This is a genomic window from Moraxella catarrhalis, from assembly GCF_001656295.1.
GTDB classification, from domain to species: Bacteria; Pseudomonadota; Gammaproteobacteria; order Pseudomonadales; family Moraxellaceae; genus Moraxella; species Moraxella veridica.
Genome location: NZ_LXHE01000013.1, coordinates 1 through 18,035 on the forward strand (window position 1 = coordinate 1; position 18,035 = coordinate 18,035).

Consider the following 18,035-nt stretch of genomic DNA (forward strand, 5'->3'; position numbering starts at 1 on the left):
CAAGCCATCAATGAAACCCACGCCAAAAGCCGAAAGCAATTTAAAAAAGCAAAATTAAACTGGCGAACCAACCGACCCAATGCCAAACACAAGAGCCTAGGCTGGATACCCTTTAAAAAAGCTGCAATCAAACATATTGCCACCCACCAAACTGGTAAAAAGGGCTTAAAATCCACCTTGCAACTATCCCTAGCCAAAGGACAAAAACTAATCCTTGACCTATGGGATAGCTACAACCTATCACTATATCAAATCAACACCTGCCAAATCGTCCAAGATAGCCGTAACCGCTGGTATGCGTGTATCACCGTCAAAGACTATCCTAAAACACAATGTGGAGCAGGTAGTGTTGGCATTGCCTTAGGTTTAAAAGACAGTGGTTTAAAAGACAGTGCCACCACCTCAAACGGTGATAAACTACAAATCAAACAAACACTCAAATACGCCAAAGACTTAGCCATTGCCCAAAGAGCCAAAAACAAACAACGTGTCAAAGCAATTCATGCCAAAATTAAAAACACAAGGTTAGACTTAATCCATAAATTCACCACAGGACTGATCAAGCAAAATGCACTGATTGTTGTTGGTGATGTTAAATCCAATCAATTTAACAGCAAAAAAGGCAAACTGGCTAAAAGCGTCTATGATGCTGGTTGGTTTGAATTAAAGCGACAACTGGACTATAAATGCAAGTATGCAGGTTGCCGTTTAGAAATCGTAAATGAACGATACACTACCCAAACTTGCTCATGTTGCCGTCAAATTGACAACAGCAGTCCGAAAGGTAGAGCAGGTTTGGCAATAAGAGAATGGACTTGTGCAAAGTGTAGTACATGGCATGATAGAGATATTAATGCCGCTAAGAACATTCTTGCGGCCTAGCTTGACCGTCTGGGAGCAGGAATCCCCGAACGATAGGGAGGGGAGGAAGTCAAAAACTAACCACAAAGCCCATTAAGCCTTGGTGTTGGGCGGCTGTTATCTGATTTTTAAAATTCACCAAATAGGTGCTATCGTGAGCTTATTTCAAAACTTCTTGATCATTTTGGTGCTGATTTTGACATCGAGTTTTTTCTCGATTTCTGAAATCGCCTTGGCAGGCTCAAGAAAAATCAAACTCAAATTATTGGCAGAATCAGGCGATGATCGCGCTGATAAAGTACTAGCTTTGCAAGAAAATTCGGCTGATTTTTTTGCCACTTCTCAAATCGGGCTCAATGCCGTTGCCATCTTGGGCGGTTCGGTCGGCGAAAGCGCGCTACGCCCTTATTTTGCTGAGTGGCTTGGCTTGGTATATCAAGGGATTTGGCTTGATACCATCGCTTTTTTTTCGTCTTTTGTTTTGGTAACACTGCTATTTATTTTATATGCTGACCTGATTCCCAAACGCATTGCAATGATTAATCCTGAGCGAGTGGCTTTGGTGGTCATCAATCCGATTTTATGGACAATTCGTGTGGTCAAGCCTTTGGCATGGATCATCAATACCATCGCAGATGTGACTTTTCGGCTTTTTAAATTTGATACGGCTCGTGATGACAGCATTACCTTTGATGATATTTCTGCCATTGTTGATGCTGGGGCAGAGGCTGGCGTTCTGATGGAACAAGAACAACATTTTATCGAAAATGTGTTTGAGCTTGAAGAACGCACCGTACCATCATCGATGACGGCTCGTGAGGATGTGGTGTATTTTGCACTCAGTGAAAGCGAGGAGAGCATTCGTCAAAAGATTGCCGATTATCCTTATTCTAAATTTTTGGTCTGTAATGAACATATTGACCAAGTCATCGGTTATGTCGATACCAAGGATATTTTGGTACGAATTTTAAGCGAACAGCCAATTTTTCAGCTGAATGAATCTACCATTCGTAATGTACTGATTATTCCAGATACACTCACTTTATCTGAGCTTTTGGATAAATTTCGTGCCAGTAATGAAAAAATGGCGGTAGTCATTAATGAATATGCATTGGTCGTTGGGCTGATTACACTATCAGATATTATGATGACTGTCATGGGTGATTGGGCAGCTGCTGAGCCTGAAGACTTACAAATCATTCGCCGTGATGAAAATTCATGGCTGATTGATGGGATTACGCCGATCGATGATGTTAAACATGCCCTTGATATTAATGAGTTTCCCGATTGGGATCATTATGAGACTTTGGCGGGTTTTATCATGTATCGCCTGCGTAAGATTCCACGCCCTGCAGATTGGGTGGAGCATGAAGGCTTTAAATTTGAAGTGGTGGATATTGACCATTATAAAATCGATCAGCTCTTGGTCACGCGCCTAGAACAACAGACCGAGGGGTCTGAAGAAAGCTAAAAGGCGCTTTGAATCAGATGTTTGCCATTAGAATATAAAAATTAAAAATAAGGAACTGATATGGCATCAAATGCACGATTTGGTTTGCCCATTTGGTCAATGCTGTTGCCATTGGTGGCTTGGGGATTGTTTTTTGTTGGGATTAAGTCAAATATATGGCTGCAGATTTTGGGCGGCATATTCTTAATTGGCAGCGTGTTATCGGCAGTTTATCATGCTGAAGTGGTGGCGCATAAGGTTGGTGAGCCTTTTGGCACCATCATTTTGGCATTGGCGATTACCATCATCGAAGTGGCGCTGATTATCTCATTGATGGTCTCAGGCGGGGATAATGCAGCGTATTTACCTCGTGATACGGTTTTTGCAGCAATTATGTTGATTTTAAATGGGATCCTTGGGATGTCGCTGATGATTGGCGGACTAAAACATCGAGAACAATTTTTTGGGCAAAAATCTGCCAGTACCGCACTCATCACCTTGGTGTCGATTTTGGTGATGACGCTGATTATGCCAAATTTTACCACTTCCACCACGCAAGGCACTTATTCATCAGCACAACTTATTTTTGTGGCGCTGGCATCTTTGGTCTTGTATGGTTCATTCATCATGGTTCAGACAGTGCGTCATCGTGATTATTTTTTGGCAGCTGATGATGATTTGGATCATCATGCCGAGCCGCCGAGCGCTCAAGTGACCGCGGCAAGCTTTGTGTTTTTGTTGATCTGTTTGGGCATCGTTGTGATGCTTGCCAAAAGCCTAAGCCCTAGCATTGAAGCTGCGGTGGTGGCGATGGGCGCACCAGCAGCACTGGTGGGTGTGATTATCGCTGCGGTGGTGCTGTTGCCAGAAGGCTTGGCGGCTTTGAATGCCGCGCGCCGCAACCGTTTTCAGACCAGCCTAAACCTAGCGCTGGGGTCAGCCTTAGCAAGCATTGGTCTGACCATTCCTGCGGTGACGATCGTGTGTCTGATGTATGACATTCCGCTGGTGCTGGGCTTGGATGGCAAATCCATGGTGCTGCTTGGTTTGTCCACCTTTATTGTCATGCTGTCGCTCAATCAAGGGCGCACCAATATCTTGTATGGCATCGTGCTATTGGTCAATTTGGCAGCGTATATCTTTACTATCATCGTGCCTTGATCGTTCGTGCTTAAGCTTAGTAATCTTTTTACAAAAAATAATACTCAGCGCTGATTTGTCTTGCATTCTAAAAATTATAATTTATAATAACTGCTAATATGTTCATTACTATTTATAATTAAAGGAATTGCCGTGAGCACGACATTACGACAGCTAAGAGCCTTTGTGCTTGTCGCTGAACAAAATAGCTTCACCAAGGCAGCAGAGACGCTTTGCTTGACTCAGTCGGCGCTGTCTGGACTGATTAAGGAGCTTGAGCAGAATTTGGGCGTCAAGCTGTTCGACCGCACGACGCGCAAATTACATCTGTCTGATGCTGGTGTTCGGCTGCTGCCGCAGGCTCGGCGCGTGCTCAATGAGATGTCGGTCTTAAACGAAAAAGTCAGTAATCTGAAGTCGCTGCACCAAGGGCATGTGCGCCTAGCGGTCTCGCAGCAGCTATCCGCCAGTGCGATGCCAAAGTTTGTGGCGAAGTTTTGTGACATTCATCCTAATATCCAAGTGACGCTCACCGACTGCTCGGTCGATGATGTGGTGGATCATATCGAAAATTTAGAAGCGGATTTGGGCGTTGCGCCTGAGCGTGCGTATTCTGATGATTTAGAAGCGGTTGTGTTGTTTTCTTCGCCATTTTATTTGGTGCTGCCTGCTACTCACCCATTTGCTAAAAAAGACGTTTTGCGCTGGACGGATTTATTAAATGAACGCTTGATCACGCTCAATGGTCCTTTTATCAAAAGCCTACAAAATGAGCTGCCTGCCCAAATTTCAAGCCGTATTTTTAATCCTGATTTTGAAGTTAATTTTTTATCGACAGCGCTTGGCATGACGCGTATGGGGCTTGGTGTGACCTTGTGTCTGTTATACGCCGCTGAGTGGGTCGAACAAAATGGCTTGGTGATGCGACCGATCGCCGATCCTGTGGTTGAGCGAAAATTTTTATTATACATCCATAAAAACCGCTCTTTGTCACCTGCGGCATTGGCATTTAAGGAGTTTTTGGAGCAAAATGCGCACGAGTTTTTGGTCAGCCACTCAAAAGCAGCCGGCATCTGATCAGGCGCAAGCATTTGATTGGCAACCTTAAACGGTCTTAAAGGGTTTAAAAAACTTTTACCAAATTTTCATCCAAAATGTATTGGATTTGCGTTATACTAACTGTGTTTTGATCAACTTGACAATGAAAAGGATAAGCCCATGTTTGAACATGTGACCCCCTATGCAGGCGACCCGATTTTGGGTTTGATGGATAAATATGCCCAAGACCCACGCGCTGACATCAAAGTCAATCTTGGCGTGGGCGTGTACTATACCGAAGATGGCAAATTGCCTGTGCTTGAGTGCGTGAAGACCGCCGAATCTCAAATCGTCAATCCGCCACGTCCCCGTGGATACCTGCCGATGGATGGTTTACCTGGTTATCGTCAGGCGTGCCAAGACTTGTTATTTGGTAAAAACCACCCAGCAGTTGTCGAAGGTCGTGTGGCGACCATCGCAACCTTGGGTGGTTCTGGCGCGCTCAAAGTTGGCGCTGACTTTATCCACGAGTGGTTCCCTGATGCCAAGTGCTATGTGTCGGATCCAACTTGGGCAAACCACATCGGTATCTTTGAAGGTGCGGGCATCGAAGTGGCAAAATATCCTTACTATGATCCTGCCACGATCGGTGTAAAATTTGATGAGCTGTGCGAGTTTTTCAAGACTTTGAATGAAAATGATGTGGTGCTACTTCACCCATGCTGCCACAACCCAACTGGCGTGGATTTGACCCGCTCTCAGTGGGATATGTTATTACAAATTGTCAAAGATCAAAAGCTGATCCCATTCATGGATATTGCTTATCAAGGCTTTGGCGATGATATGGATGAGGATGCGTACGCCATCCGCCGTGCGGTAGAGATGGGCTTGACGGTGTTTGTGTCGAATTCATTCTCAAAAAATTTATCTTTATATGGTGAGCGTGTGGGTGGTTTATCTGTCGTTGCACCAACCAAACAAGAAGCCGATGTGGTGCTGGGTCAATTAAAATTCACTGTTCGCCGTATCTACTCAAGCCCACCTGCGTATGGTAATTATATCGTGGATACCGTGATGAATGATGATGGGCTATTTAGACTGTGGGTGGGTGAGGTGTATGAGATGCGTGATCGCATCCGCGAAATGCGCGAAAAGCTTCAGGCTGCCTTGAGTGCTAAGCTGCCAGAGCGTGATTTTAGCTACTTCACCAAACAGCGCGGTATGTTCAGCTTCACTGGTCTGACCAAAGAGCAAGTGATTCGTCTGCGTGAAGAATTTGCGGTATATATGGTTGAAAATGGTCGTATGTGTGTGGCAGGTCTGAATAATGCCAATGTAGAGTACGTCGCCAATGCCATGGCAGAAGTGCTGAGATAATTTGCATCATCTAAAAACACCAAATCACAAAGATTTGGTGTTTATTAGTCTAGTTTATGTGTGGATAATAAACTGTTCCACGTGAAACGATCAAACTATACATAAAGATAAAACGCTGCCCATCGGCAGCGTTTTACACGTTTGCAAATATTCTTAGGCTTGGCTGCGCAGATACTGAGTCAGTAGGGCGACAGGGCGACCTGAAGCACTGGCGGTGCTGCCACTTTTCCAAGCGGTACCAGCAATATCAAGGTGCGCCCATGCTTGACCTTCTTTGATAAATCTTTTTAAGAAACAGGCTGCAGTCACAGAGCCTGCTTCACGCCCCCCGATATTTTGAACATCGGCGACTTTTGAATTCAGCTGCTCATTATACGTCTCATCCAAAGGCATGTGCCACACCAAATCCCCGGTGTATTCACTGGCTGCTTCTAAGGCAAATAAAGTATCTTCATCATTACTATACATGCCTGAGCGGACACTGCCAAGCGCAATCACACAAGCACCTGTCAATGTGGCAGTGTCAATGATGACGCGCGCATCATAATGCTCTTGGACATAGCATAGTGCATCACACAGCACCAAACGCCCTTCGGCATCGGTATTTAAGATTTCAACAGTCGTACCATTCATGGCAGTCACGACATCACCAGGGCGAGAAGCACGTGCCGATGGCATATTTTCGGCGCAAGCAAGCACCGCCACCAAATCAATCTCAAGTCCAGCTTCGGCAACCGCACGAACCGTGCCTAAGATGGATGCTGCACCGCCCATATCAAATTTCATCTCTTCCATGCCAGCAGCAGGTTTCAAAGAGATGCCGCCACTGTCAAAGGTCAAGCCCTTGCCAACCAAAGCAAACGGACGCTCAAGCTTGGATTTCTTGCCGCTTTTGCTGGATTTGCCATAATATTCGATGACGGCGAGTTTTCCTTCTGCATCTGAGCCTTGTGATACGGCGAGAAAACATCCCATACCAAGCTTTTGCATGTCTTTTTCGCCAAGTACGCTGACTGAGATGGTGTCTTCGTAATCTTTGGCGAGCTGCTTTGCTTTTTGGGCAAGTTCGCTTGGATTTAGCAAATTTGGCGCTTCATTGGCAACATCACGCGCGGTAGTCATACCAGCCGCTGTTGCCTTGGCGAAGGTTAAGGCATTGTCATAGTCATCTTGAGCATCTTTATTGCTGATGATGATCACTTCTTCGAGCAAATCGGCATCTTTTGGCTTGGCTTTATGATGCTCAAAACGATATCCTGCACCAATCAATGCGGTAACAAATTGAGTAAAGTGAATTTGGCAAATGGTATCGCCCCATAAAATTGCCGCAGCTGGGGTATTTTTGATGGCTGTATAGACAGCTTGAGCAGCTTTGGCGATATTGTCAGCCAATTTATCTAATTTACCAATACCAACCACAGTCACCACAGGAAAATCTTTGGCATGGATGGCATAATCAGTCACGCTATCGCCCATACCGCCCTTAAAATGACTTTGTTTGATCAAATCAGCGGCGCGCGATAGATATTCTGCATCGCCCAAATTGCCCAAAATTTGACCTTGATCATCAGCAAATACTACGATGGTGGGCAGGGATTTATTTTTTGTGGCTTTTTTGAGCGACAGTGCGTCTTTGACACTGATATGAAATGTGTGTGCTGGCATATCTTTTCCTTATTATATTGAGTGAATGAGTGAAGCTAACTGTAAGGTGATCCAAGCACCATATCAGCTCCCAAACTTAGTGTAGCATAAATGAAGGCATGAAAAAATCAAATTTGCTTTATCTGATCAAATTGTGATTAAATCCAAGCAGTCACCTAAGCTTCGCTGCTGCAAAACTTGGCAACAAAATAAACCTAGCAAACCGCTTAAAACCGCCATGAATTTTTGCTATTATAAGCTATTTGCCACTTAATTTTTGGAAATCAAGCTTTGTGATTTTACGTCGCTATATCACCACACAAGTCGCTTCAACCACTGCCTTGGTTTTGGGTTTTTTGGTGATCATGCTGCTTGGTGGTCGTCTGATTCGCTATTTTGGGATGGCGGCAGAAGGTGGGCTCAATGTCGGCGTACTGTTTCGTCTGATTGGCTATAATTTGCCCTATTTTCTTGAGCTGATTTTACCGTTGTCTTTTTTTATTGGTTTGATGTTGGTGTTCGGGCGGCTGTATGCAGATCATGAAATGGCGGTGATGAATGCCAGTGGTATCAGCCGAGGGCGAGTGGCGCGCCTACTCATTCCGCTGGTGGCGGTGCTGATGTGTGTTGAGGGCTGGGTTTCTATGGTGGCTAAGCCTTGGGGTGTGGAGCGTGCTACCAATATTTGGCAAGAGCAGTCGGTGGCTCAGGTGTTTGACTTGATTCGCCCCCAAGAATTCATCAGTAGTGGCGATTATCACCTGTATGTGGGTGAGATGGGTGCCAATCGTGAATTTTTAAAAGATGTCATCATCATTCAGATGAATCCTGCCCAAACAAATAGTGCTAAGCCAAGCCAGACCGCTCAAAGAGATTCCATCATTTTTGCCAAATCTGCCACACATGTTGAGAATGCCAATGGGCAAATTCAGCTAGACTTGCAACAAGGTCGACGCTATGAAGTGGATCCGACCAGCCGCCAGTACAGTCAAATTGGCTTTGAGCGCTATCGCATTACCTTATCGGCAGAGCGCCCCGAAGGCACCAATCACATGCGCATCGAAGGCGTGAGTACTGCTGAGCTTTTATCAATCATTCAAGGGCGCTCCAAGCGTGATAATCCGCAAGAAGCATATGCCGAGCTCGGTTATCGTCTGAGCATGCCTTGGCTGATCTTATTGGCGATCTTATTGGCGACCCCTTTATCTTATGTGCGACCGCGTCAAGGCAGATGGTACAAATTAGTGCCAGCGATTTTGATTTATGTTGCAGGCGTGCTTGTGGTGATTTCTTTAAAAGATACCATCATCAAAGGCAAATTACCACCAGTGATCTATGCGGCTGCTCTGCTGATGATGATGGCGGTTGCGATGTATCTGAATTATCATGGGCGAGTGATGGCGCGTCTTCGTCTTGAGCGTCAAGGTGGAGATGTGGCATGAAATCGTGGATTTTACCAAAATATGTCATCCGCTCGGCACTACTTGCTATGACAGGCGCTGTGGTGGGCTTATGGCTTTTACAGATGATATTTGCCTATTTGGCTGAACTTGATAATATCAGTGAGACCTATACGCTGACTGATGCGCTGCTGTTCATTTTATATCGCTCACCTTATTTTTTGGTGCAATTTATCCCCACTGGCGCGCTCTTGGGTGCGGTCATTGGGCTTGGGCTGCTTGCCAATCACAGCGAACTGATCGTGATGCGAGCTGCAGGCATGAGTATCTATCGCGTCATCAGCTGGGCGATGCTACCTGCGGTCATTTTTGTTGTGATCTCACTGGGCGTGAATCAATTTGTGCTGCCTGCCGCCAACCAGCACGCTGCCGCCATCCGAGCAGATACCATGTATGATAAGCTTATCACCATTAATGGCTATTGGTCGGTGAATAATGATGGCGGTAATCAAGATGTGGTGTATATCAGTTATGCTGATAATGAAGGCAGGCTTGGGGAAGTTAAGCGCTATCAGCTCAAAGACGGTCAGCTGATCGCTGCACTTAAGGCACAGACAGGCGTATATTTGCCACAGTCTGATGATGTGATAAATGCACAAAAAGCCCGCTATACTTGGCAGTTATCAGGCATTGATGAGATTAGTATCGGCACATCACAAGTGCAACAAGCACACAGTGAAGGCAAAATACTGACCTTACCGATTGCACCGACGGATGTGTATTTATTGACCAAAGAGCCTGAAGATCTATCGCTCAGCGATTTGTATGCGCACAGGCAGCTCATGACCCACCAAGGCACACGCTCACTGCGTCATGAATTGGCATTTTGGCAAAAGCTACTTTCGCCTTTTGCGGTGCTGTCACTGGTGTTGGTGGCATCATCCTTTGTCTTTGGTTCGCTACGCTCCCAAGGCTTGGGACTGCGAGTGGTCTTGGCACTTTTGACGGGACTTTTGTTCAGTTATTTGACCGATTTGGCGGGTTTTGTGGCTTTGGCGACTGGGCTATCGCCACTGTTGATGGCGCTGGTGCCGATTGTGCTATCGGCTGTGGCGGGCATCTATCTACTTAATCGTAAATCAAGCTAAGCTGCTCACAGGGCATGAATAAAGATCTTTAAAAAGTCATTATCAGCACAAAAGCTTAAACCAAATCTTGAAAACAGCCAAGCTTTAGCCTAAGCGGTGGCGCTTGGCGGTGGTCATGCAGGTCTGATAACGCTTATCAACGCGCGTGGCAAACCAGTTGGTATCAAAGTTTTGGCTAAGCTTAGGTCCTGAAATCACGACCTTAGGCATGATGGCATAAGCAGGCGCGCGCCCAAATTTATCGGTAAACATCTCATCGACCGCACGATAAGTCGCCGTCTGTTCAAAGGCGCTTGTTTTTTCTTTTTTAAAGTCAGCGCGGATTTGGCGAGCGCTCACAGGCTTGGCAGCATTGGCAAGCAAGCGAATGGTAGCCGCTTCTGTATCAGAGATTTTGCTCAGTGGGCTGCCATCTTTATACAGCAGTAAATCTCCATCAATCGCTAAGGTATCGCCGCTCAAAGTGGCGATCCGCTGCTGAAAGGCGGCATTTCGGCTTGAATACACCCCTGAATTATAATCAGCAAAGCGATACAAGGGCTTATCATACTCCGCGCGATACATCATCAGCCGATGTATGCCATAGTATAAGCCGCCGTAGCGCGTGTACAGATCGGCGCGCAGATCACGATCGCTCATGCTCGCACGGCGATGCGCTCGCGCGTAGTCGATGTGCACTTGCATAGAGCCCAAAGTGGTCACAGGATTGATGCGCTCATCAATGCCTTGACCTGACAGCCTGGTGATGTTAGTCAAGGGCGAGACTTTATAAGTTTTGGCAAAATAATCAAAAATCTCTCGGTACAGCTCATCGAGCTGCTTTTCGGTTTTGACGGCTTTGATTTGTTTGATAAAATTATTTTCAGGTGTCGGGCGCGTCTCAAGCATAGTGCGAAACACGCTCGCCATATTTTTGCCAAGCTTGTCTTCTAGCTTATCATCAATCGCTTTTAGAGCGGCATTGCCTAGATTGGGCACGCTTGGGTCGGCATGAAAATTGGATTCTTGGTCGATCACAGCGATGGCGGTGCAGATATTTTGGGTGGTCTTGGGTAAGGACAATTCATCAAAAATATCGCTAATATCAGCTGCCCATAGCTTGGCGTTATTGACACGCTTGGGGATTAATTTGGTGATTTGGGCATCGCTGAGCGTAGGCTTGTCTGTGATGGTCTGCTTGACTGCATCACAGCCTGACAAAACCACGGCACACAATAAAATACTAGTAGGATACATTTTACGCATCTGATCTACATTCCAAACGATTTACTCAAGAAACCATAAAGACGGTGAGGCGGATGATGCTCAAAAAGGCAACATCGCTAAAGGCAGCTTATAGTAATTCTACAGCTGATTTTCGTCAAGCGCTGACACAAAAATACACCATCGCGCAAGAAGTTTGCGCCAATTTTGATAAAAACGACTTTGGCGCATACGTTCAAGCAATGCTTAAGGCAATTTAGCTATTAGTAAAGATGCTTGGATCATCATGCAGGCGCATCAAGCCTTCTTGCTGAGCTGAAGCGATGAGCTTACCATCTTGCCAAAATTGACCGTGATTAAGTCCTTTGGCGTGACTGGTGGTGTCGCTCCACATGTCATAAAGTAAATATTCGGTGATATCAAACGGGCGATGAAAGTGCATGGAGTGATCGATACTTGCCATCTGTAAGCCGCGCGTCATAAAGCTCAAACCATGGCTCATCAGACCCGTCCCTGCCAAATAATAATCGGACACAAACGCAAGCAGAGCTTGATGAATGGCAACTGGCTGCTCGCCGATGTCATTAACGCGCACCCAACTGGCTTGGCGCGGGCGCTGAGGCTCAGGTGCCACTGGATCTCTGGGCATGATGGGGCGAATCTCAACATGACGCGGACGCATATAGCGTGCTCTGAGCGGCTCTGGGATCTTGTGCAGATATTGAGTTTTTAGTTCTTGTTCGGTTTTGACACTGGTTGGCGGCGGATATTCGGGCATGGACTCTTGATAATCTAGCCCACCTTCCATTGGCGAGAATGAAGCAATCATCGAAAAAATCACCTGCTCACTGGTGGTGTCTTTGCCATCTTTGTCGGTGGTTGGCACATATTGCACCGCGATGACTTCACGGGCTGATAGGCTGCGACCATCACGCAGGCGGCGCACCTGATAGACGATTGGTAGGCGAATATCACCGCCGCGCAAAAAATATCCATGCAGGCTATGACAAGGCTTATCAATGGTCAATGTATTGGCAGCAGCCATCAGGGCTTGGGCGAGCACTTGCCCACCAAAAACCCTAGGTCCGACATAGTCATAGCTAGGTCCTTCATAGACATTGTCGGCAATTTCTTTGAGTTTTAGTGTATCTAATAAATCTGCGATATCGGCATGCGCCGCTTCAGGCGGCAAGGCATAACGGTCAAGAGAGTATTTCATAATCCGCTCAAAACATAGTCGTAAAGCGATGCTAAGACACAAATAGCTTGGCTAATCACATGGCCAATCATCCAGGTTATCAAGCTAAACCCAAAAGGCTGCATCGCCTTTGATATAAATGTGAAAATGCTAAAATTATACCACTTTTTTTATCAATTTTTTAGGCAAAAAACCCAAACAATGATAAAATAAAAATTCACTTCTTTGTATTGATGGATTTATGCGAAAACTTGTAAATTTGCTCAAGAAAGCCAGCAGCCAACCCGAACAAAGCTCGACAGCCCACCCACAAAAAGACAGCCCTGCCCGCTTACCAAGCCCATATCGCCGGGCTTCAGCCAAAGGATTGTCGCTTGCAGTCAAGCCGACCTTGATCGGCGAAGTGCCAACGCTTGATGATGCCGTGCCCACCTTTTATGTGATCCGCGCTTATTCACGCTCGAACAGTTTGTTGGTTGGGATGCAGACAGATGCGCTTGGCTTACCTTCGGCGCTTGCAGAAGTCGATACCAAAGACATCCACGAAACCTCAGCGATGATTTTTTTAAAGGATCGTCGCACAGAGTCTGCCAATGGACATGTGCCACGCCTTGAAAGGCTGATTCAAGCATGCCTTGAAAATCCTGAACTAAAAATCAATCTTGTGCCTGTCACGATCCTATGGGGACGCGCGCCGGACAAAGAAGAGTCGTTATTTCGCTTGCTGATGGCAGATGAATGGGAGTCGCCTTCTAAAGCCAAGCAGCTATTTAATATCGGCGTGATGGGACGAGATACCTTTGTGCGTTTTTCAGAGCCTAAGGATCTACAAGTGTTGATCAACGAAGCTAAAGCCCAGTCACCAGATCGCATCACGCCAACCATCACCGCGCGCCTTCAGGGTTATTTAGACAAGCAGCGCACCAGTATCGTCGGACCTGATTTGTCTGATAAGCGTAATGTGGCAGGCGCGATCTTATCATCGCCTGAAGTGATGCGTGCTATTGAAAAACAAGCAGCAGAAACTGGCAAGCCCATCGCCGCCGTCAAAGCCGAAGCCCAAGGCTATCTGAGCGAGATTGCAAGCAATTATTCTCATTCAGTGGTGCGCTTTTTTGATCATTTTTTAACTTGGCTGTGGACGCGGCTGTATGACGGCGTTGAGGTGCGCCACTTCGAGCGCGTGCGTGCGCTTGCCCCAGATTATCAGATCGTTTATGTGCCGTGCCATCGCAGCCATGTGGATTATCTGCTGCTGTCTTATGTGATTTATAAGCGAGGGTTGCGCATTCCGCATGTGGCAGCCGGTGAGAATTTAAACATTCCAGTGCTTGGCGATCTGTTAAGAAGCGGTGGGGGGTTTTTTATGCGCCGCAGCTTCAAGGGCAATGCGCTTTATAGTACCGTCTTTAAAGAATATGTACACAGCCTCATGCAGCGTCAGGCTCCGATTGAGTATTTCATCGAAGGGGGGCGCTCACGCACAGGTCGCCTGCTACCGCCTAAGCTTGGTATGCTTGCGATGACAGTGAACAGCTATTTGCGTGAGCCTGCCAAGCCGGTCGCGTTCATCCCAACTTATATCAGCTATGAGCGCATTATGGAAGGCGCCACATATGTCGGTGAACTCAAAGGCAAACCCAAAGAAAGCGAAAATTTATTAGGTCTACTAAAAACCGCACGTAAGATTGAGCGTATCTTTGGGACAGTGCATTTGGCGTTTGGCGATCCTTTGTATTTGACCGATTTCATGGCGAAATTTAACGTCAATCCTACCGACGCCAGTGATGACAATGTCAAAAACACGCACGCCATGGTCCAAAACTTAGGCGTCAAGGTGATGCAAAACATCAATAAAGCCGCCGTGGTCAATCCTGTCTCGCTGCTTGCGCTTGCGCTCCTATCAACGCCAAACGCCGCGCTTGATGAAGCGCAATGCCTTGAGCAGATCCGCCTGTATCAGCACATCGCCCAAGCGCTGCCATACGATGCGGACACTCATGTGACTGATATGACGCCAAGGCAGATTTTGGACTATGGCGTGCAGCTAAAGCTCATCGAGCGCACCCCGCATATCTTGGGCGACATGATCCGTGTGGCGGATAAGCAAGCGCCGCTTTTGTCTTATTTTAGAAATAATATTTTGCATGTGTTTATCATTGCAAGCTTTTTGGCGGCGCTTGTCCAAAGAAATGGTCGAATTCATCGTGATAGACTTGATGGGATCACCGAGCTTTTGTATCCATTTTTGCAAAGCGAGCTGTTCTTAAAAATGGCGCTTAGAAATATCGCCGATCATGTGCATCAGGTACTCAATCTGCTGATCGAACAAGGTGTGATCGTGGACTTGGGGCAAGGTGTGGTCGGTAGCCCTGAGGGCAATTCTCAAGCCTATCAAAAGCTCATCGTGCTGGCAAGCCCCGCGCAGCAAAGTCTTGAGCGTTATTTTATGGCGCTGACACTGCTGTCTAAGCAAGGCTCAGAGCGCCTGACGACCGAGCAAGTGGTCAATCTGTGCTATGTCGTCGGTCAGCGGGTGTCAGTGCTGCACGCTGACGACTTGCCAGATATGTTTGATAAGGCATTATTTACAAGTTTTATTGATACTTTGGTGCGTGTCGGTTATGTCAGCATCGATACAGACACAAACCTATTATCCTTTGATGAGCGCATTGATCGCATTGCAGAGTTTGCAAAATTTGTGCTCCAGCCAGATGTGATGCAGGTGCTGACACATACCGCAAGCCTTTCTGATGATGAGCTTAGCCTAGCCATGGCAAGCATGGAGAAAAAAAGGAAGTTTGGGCGGGGGTAGAATAGTAGTGGCAGCATAATTTTATTTAATTTATTAAATTCAAGAGAGTAGCCATGAATAAATCTTAAGCAGATATTAACAAATATCAATACCTGCTTATCCACATTTTGTCTTAACTTTTGTATATTAACAAGTGGATGAACTATCACTTGGACCGGCGGCTTATGCTCAGGTGATTGGCTAGTGCCTAAACTTATTTTATTTTGAAATTTTAACCAATTCGTTAGATTTAATATTATGATGAACACCCCCACCCACGCCATTATCCCCACCGCAGGCTTTGGGACGCGTATGCTGCCTTTATCTAAGGCGGTGCCCAAAGAGCTTTTACCCTTAGGGGACAAGCCTGCCATTCATTATGTCGTCACAGAAGCGGTGCGTGCTGGCATCAAAAACATCGTGCTGGTCAACCACGCCCAAAAGTCCGCCATTGAAAACTACTTTGACATCAACGCTGAGCTTGACAGTCAGCTACGCCAAAAAGGCAAAGACGGTTTGGCAGACAGCCTAAACTTTTTGCCTGAGGATGTGCGTGTGGTGAGTGTACGCCAAGGCAGACCATTGGGGCTGGGTCATGCGGTGCTACAAGGGCGTGCGGTGGTGGGCGATAATCCCTTTGCCGTGCTGCTGCCTGATGTCGTGTTAGACCCATTTACCACGGATTTTGGGGCGGATAATTTGGCGTATATGATGACACAATTTGCCCAAACGGGCCGCAGTCAGATTTTGGTTGACCCTGTGGCGGACAGCGATGTGCATAAATACGGCATCGCACGGCTCAGTGATAAATTAAGCGTCCAAAAATCAAGTACCAATCAATCATTTGATGTGCTGGGTTTTGTAGAAAAACCCAGTCTGGATGTGGCACCGTCCAATTTGGCGGTGGTGGGGCGGTATGTGTTTAGTCCTGAGATTTTTGAGTATTTGGCCAAAACCAAGCCAAGCGTGGGTGGTGAGATTCAGCTGACCGATGCCATTGACGCACTCATCAGCCAGCAGGGCATGGATGTGGTTACGATGAAAGGTCCAAGCTTTGATGCTGGCGATATGACGACCTATGTACAGGCATTTGCTTATTTTGCCAGTCAAATGGGCAAGTCGTTTTAATTTTTATCAAACCATAAAATGAGGACGGCTGATGACGACTTGGCATGATTTACAGGCACTGGCACGCACACCGATCGAGTTGCAGCAGCGATTTGCTGACGATGAGACACGCGGTCAAAGGCTATCTGCTTTTGCTTGCGATATTTATATGGATTTTAGCAAGCAGGCGATCGATGATGAAATTTTGGCAAAGCTCATTCAGCTTGCCGATACATTTAATTTATCCCAAAAAATCAGTGATCTTATCAGTGGCGAAAAGGTCAATGACACCGAGCAAAGGGCAGCGCTTCATACCGCGCTTCGACTACCTAAAGGCGAGACGCTCGTCGTCGATGGCGTCGATGTAGGGCAGCAGGTGCATAACAGCCTAGATAAATGCGAGGTGTTGGTCAATCGCATTCGTAGCGGCGTGTGGCGTGGCTACTCGGGCAAGGCGATACGCGATGTGGTTAATATCGGTGTGGGCGGTTCGGATTTGGGTCCTTTGATGGCATCCACAGCGCTGTCTGAGTGGGCGGATACGGATATTTGCGTTCACTTTGTGTCTAATATGGACGGCACGCAGTTAGATAGCCTATTAAAAGTACTCAATCCGCAGACGACTTTATTTATCATCTCGTCTAAGTCTTTTGGGACGATAGACACTTTATCCAATGCCAAAACTGCCTTAAGCTGGCTGCTGGCTGCTCATGATCATAAGCCGACGATTTTACGCCGTCATTTTATTGGCATCTCCACGCGACCTGATAAGATGAGCGACTGGGGCATCCATCCCGATAATCAGCTGCTTTTGTGGGACTGGGTTGGCGGCAGATTTAGTATGTGGTCAGTGATTGGGCTTGCGATCGCAGTGCGTATCGGTATGGCTAACTTTCGGTCACTATTGGCAGGCGCACATGAGATGGATCGGCATTTTGCTAAGGCCGATTTTTCAAAAAATTTACCAGTGCTCATGGGGCTGATTGGGGTGTGGAATGCCACTTTTTTAGGCATTAATGCACATACCGTACTGCCTTATGATGGCAGACTTGAGTATTTTCCCAATTATTTGACGCAGCTTGAGATGGAGTCTAACGGCAAATCGGTCAAACGATGCGGCGAGTCGGTGGACTATGGCACTTGCCCGATTTTGTGGGGTGATATCGGCTCAAATGCACAGCACGCATTTTATCAGCTTTTGCATCAGGGTACGCAGCGGGTATCTTGTGATTTTATCACGCCGATTCGCCGCTATAATGATGCACAAGTGGCAAATGCTTACTTGGCTGATCAGCACAAATTATCTTTGGCAAACTGTCTGGCGCAGTCGCAAGTGCTTGCTTTTGGCAATGCCGCGTTGCCTTCTAGTATGATAAATAGTACCGATGATTTTGCTAAATTTAAAGAATATCGGGGCAATCAGCCCTCAACCACGATGTTATTAAGCGATCTGAACCCCAAGACTTTGGGTGCTTTGATTGCCTTATATGAGCATAAAGTCTATGTGATGAGTGTGCTTTGGCAAATTAATCCCTTTGATCAATGGGGCGTTGAAGTCGGTAAGGTCATGGCAAACCGTGTCTATGATGAGCTATCAAACGTGCATGATGCAGATCAATTTGACAGCTCTACCAATACGCTTTTGTCTGTCATTAAGCGCGCTCAAGGATAATTT

14 protein-coding genes are annotated in these 18,035 nt (G+C 46.5%); 11 read left to right on the forward strand and 3 right to left on the reverse strand.

What is annotated here, in order from left to right; genetic code table 11:
* From AO382_RS05470 to AO382_RS05490, 5 genes are all read left to right on the forward strand, one after another.
* Positions 1–882: RNA-guided endonuclease InsQ/TnpB family protein (locus AO382_RS05470; RefSeq protein WP_064618824.1), on the forward strand; the 882-nt coding region annotated here is incomplete at its 5' end.
* Positions 883–1,015: 133 nt separating this feature from the next.
* Positions 1,016–2,332, forward strand: a complete 1,317-nt coding sequence (locus tag AO382_RS05475) for a hemolysin family protein (protein WP_064618826.1) — start codon at positions 1,016–1,018, stop codon at positions 2,330–2,332.
* Between the two features lie 60 nt (positions 2,333–2,392).
* Positions 2,393–3,472 carry a calcium:proton antiporter gene (locus tag AO382_RS05480; protein ID WP_064618829.1) on the forward strand — a complete coding sequence of 360 codons (1,080 nt, stop codon included), beginning with the start codon at positions 2,393–2,395 and terminating at the stop codon, positions 3,470–3,472.
* Between the two features lie 132 nt (positions 3,473–3,604).
* Entirely contained in the window at positions 3,605–4,528 is a 924-nt protein-coding gene (locus tag AO382_RS05485) for a LysR family transcriptional regulator (RefSeq protein ID WP_064610621.1), read from the forward strand.
* Positions 4,529–4,669: 141 nt separating this feature from the next.
* A complete protein-coding gene (locus AO382_RS05490; protein WP_064618831.1) occupies positions 4,670–5,866 on the forward strand; it encodes an aromatic amino acid transaminase in 1,197 nt (398 codons plus the stop codon).
* A 153-nt stretch (positions 5,867–6,019) separates the two neighbouring features.
* Here the strand turns inward: AO382_RS05490 and AO382_RS05495 are convergent, their stop codons facing one another.
* Positions 6,020–7,531, reverse strand: a complete 1,512-nt coding sequence (locus AO382_RS05495; RefSeq protein ID WP_064610619.1) for a leucyl aminopeptidase — start codon at positions 7,529–7,531, stop codon at positions 6,020–6,022.
* A 221-nt stretch (positions 7,532–7,752) separates the two neighbouring features.
* On the opposite strand from AO382_RS05495, the gene lptF reads away from it, so the two are divergent.
* Positions 7,753–8,952, forward strand: coding sequence for an LPS export ABC transporter permease LptF (lptF, locus tag AO382_RS05500; protein ID WP_081261372.1), 1,200 nt, complete (start codon positions 7,753–7,755; stop codon positions 8,950–8,952).
* Positions 8,949–10,058: an LPS export ABC transporter permease LptG gene (lptG, locus tag AO382_RS05505; RefSeq protein WP_064618835.1), complete on the forward strand. Its 1,110-nt coding sequence runs from the start codon at positions 8,949–8,951 to the stop codon at positions 10,056–10,058. The genes lptF and lptG overlap by 4 nt, the downstream gene beginning before the upstream one ends.
* An 84-nt stretch (positions 10,059–10,142) precedes the next feature.
* Here lptG and AO382_RS05510 read toward each other — a convergent pair whose 3' ends face one another.
* Positions 10,143–11,303, reverse strand: a complete 1,161-nt coding sequence (locus AO382_RS05510) for a DUF1615 domain-containing protein (protein ID WP_064618837.1) — start codon at positions 11,301–11,303, stop codon at positions 10,143–10,145.
* A 56-nt stretch (positions 11,304–11,359) separates the two neighbouring features.
* On the opposite strand from AO382_RS05510, the gene AO382_RS10800 reads away from it, so the two are divergent.
* Complete coding sequence (locus AO382_RS10800) at positions 11,360–11,521, forward strand: hypothetical protein (protein WP_162270574.1); 162 nt, start codon at positions 11,360–11,362, stop codon at positions 11,519–11,521.
* Here AO382_RS10800 and AO382_RS05515 read toward each other — a convergent pair.
* The gene (locus AO382_RS05515) at positions 11,518–12,480 is read right to left on the reverse strand and encodes an acyl-CoA thioesterase (protein ID WP_064610615.1); all 963 of its coding nucleotides are present in this window, start codon (positions 12,478–12,480) and stop codon (positions 11,518–11,520) included. The genes AO382_RS10800 and AO382_RS05515 overlap by 4 nt on opposite strands.
* Positions 12,481–12,700: 220 nt before the next feature.
* Between AO382_RS05515 and plsB the strand changes: the two genes are divergently transcribed.
* From plsB to pgi, 3 genes are all read left to right on the forward strand, one after another.
* Positions 12,701–15,274, forward strand: coding sequence for a glycerol-3-phosphate 1-O-acyltransferase PlsB (gene plsB, locus AO382_RS05520; RefSeq protein WP_064618839.1), 2,574 nt, complete (start codon positions 12,701–12,703; stop codon positions 15,272–15,274).
* A 240-nt stretch (positions 15,275–15,514) separates the two neighbouring features.
* Entirely contained in the window at positions 15,515–16,381 is an 867-nt protein-coding gene (locus AO382_RS05525) for a UTP--glucose-1-phosphate uridylyltransferase (RefSeq protein ID WP_064610612.1), read from the forward strand.
* Positions 16,382–16,412: 31 nt separating this feature from the next.
* Complete coding sequence (gene pgi / locus AO382_RS05530) at positions 16,413–18,032, forward strand: glucose-6-phosphate isomerase (protein ID WP_064618842.1); 1,620 nt, start codon at positions 16,413–16,415, stop codon at positions 18,030–18,032.
* Positions 18,033–18,035: the final 3 nt, after the last annotated feature.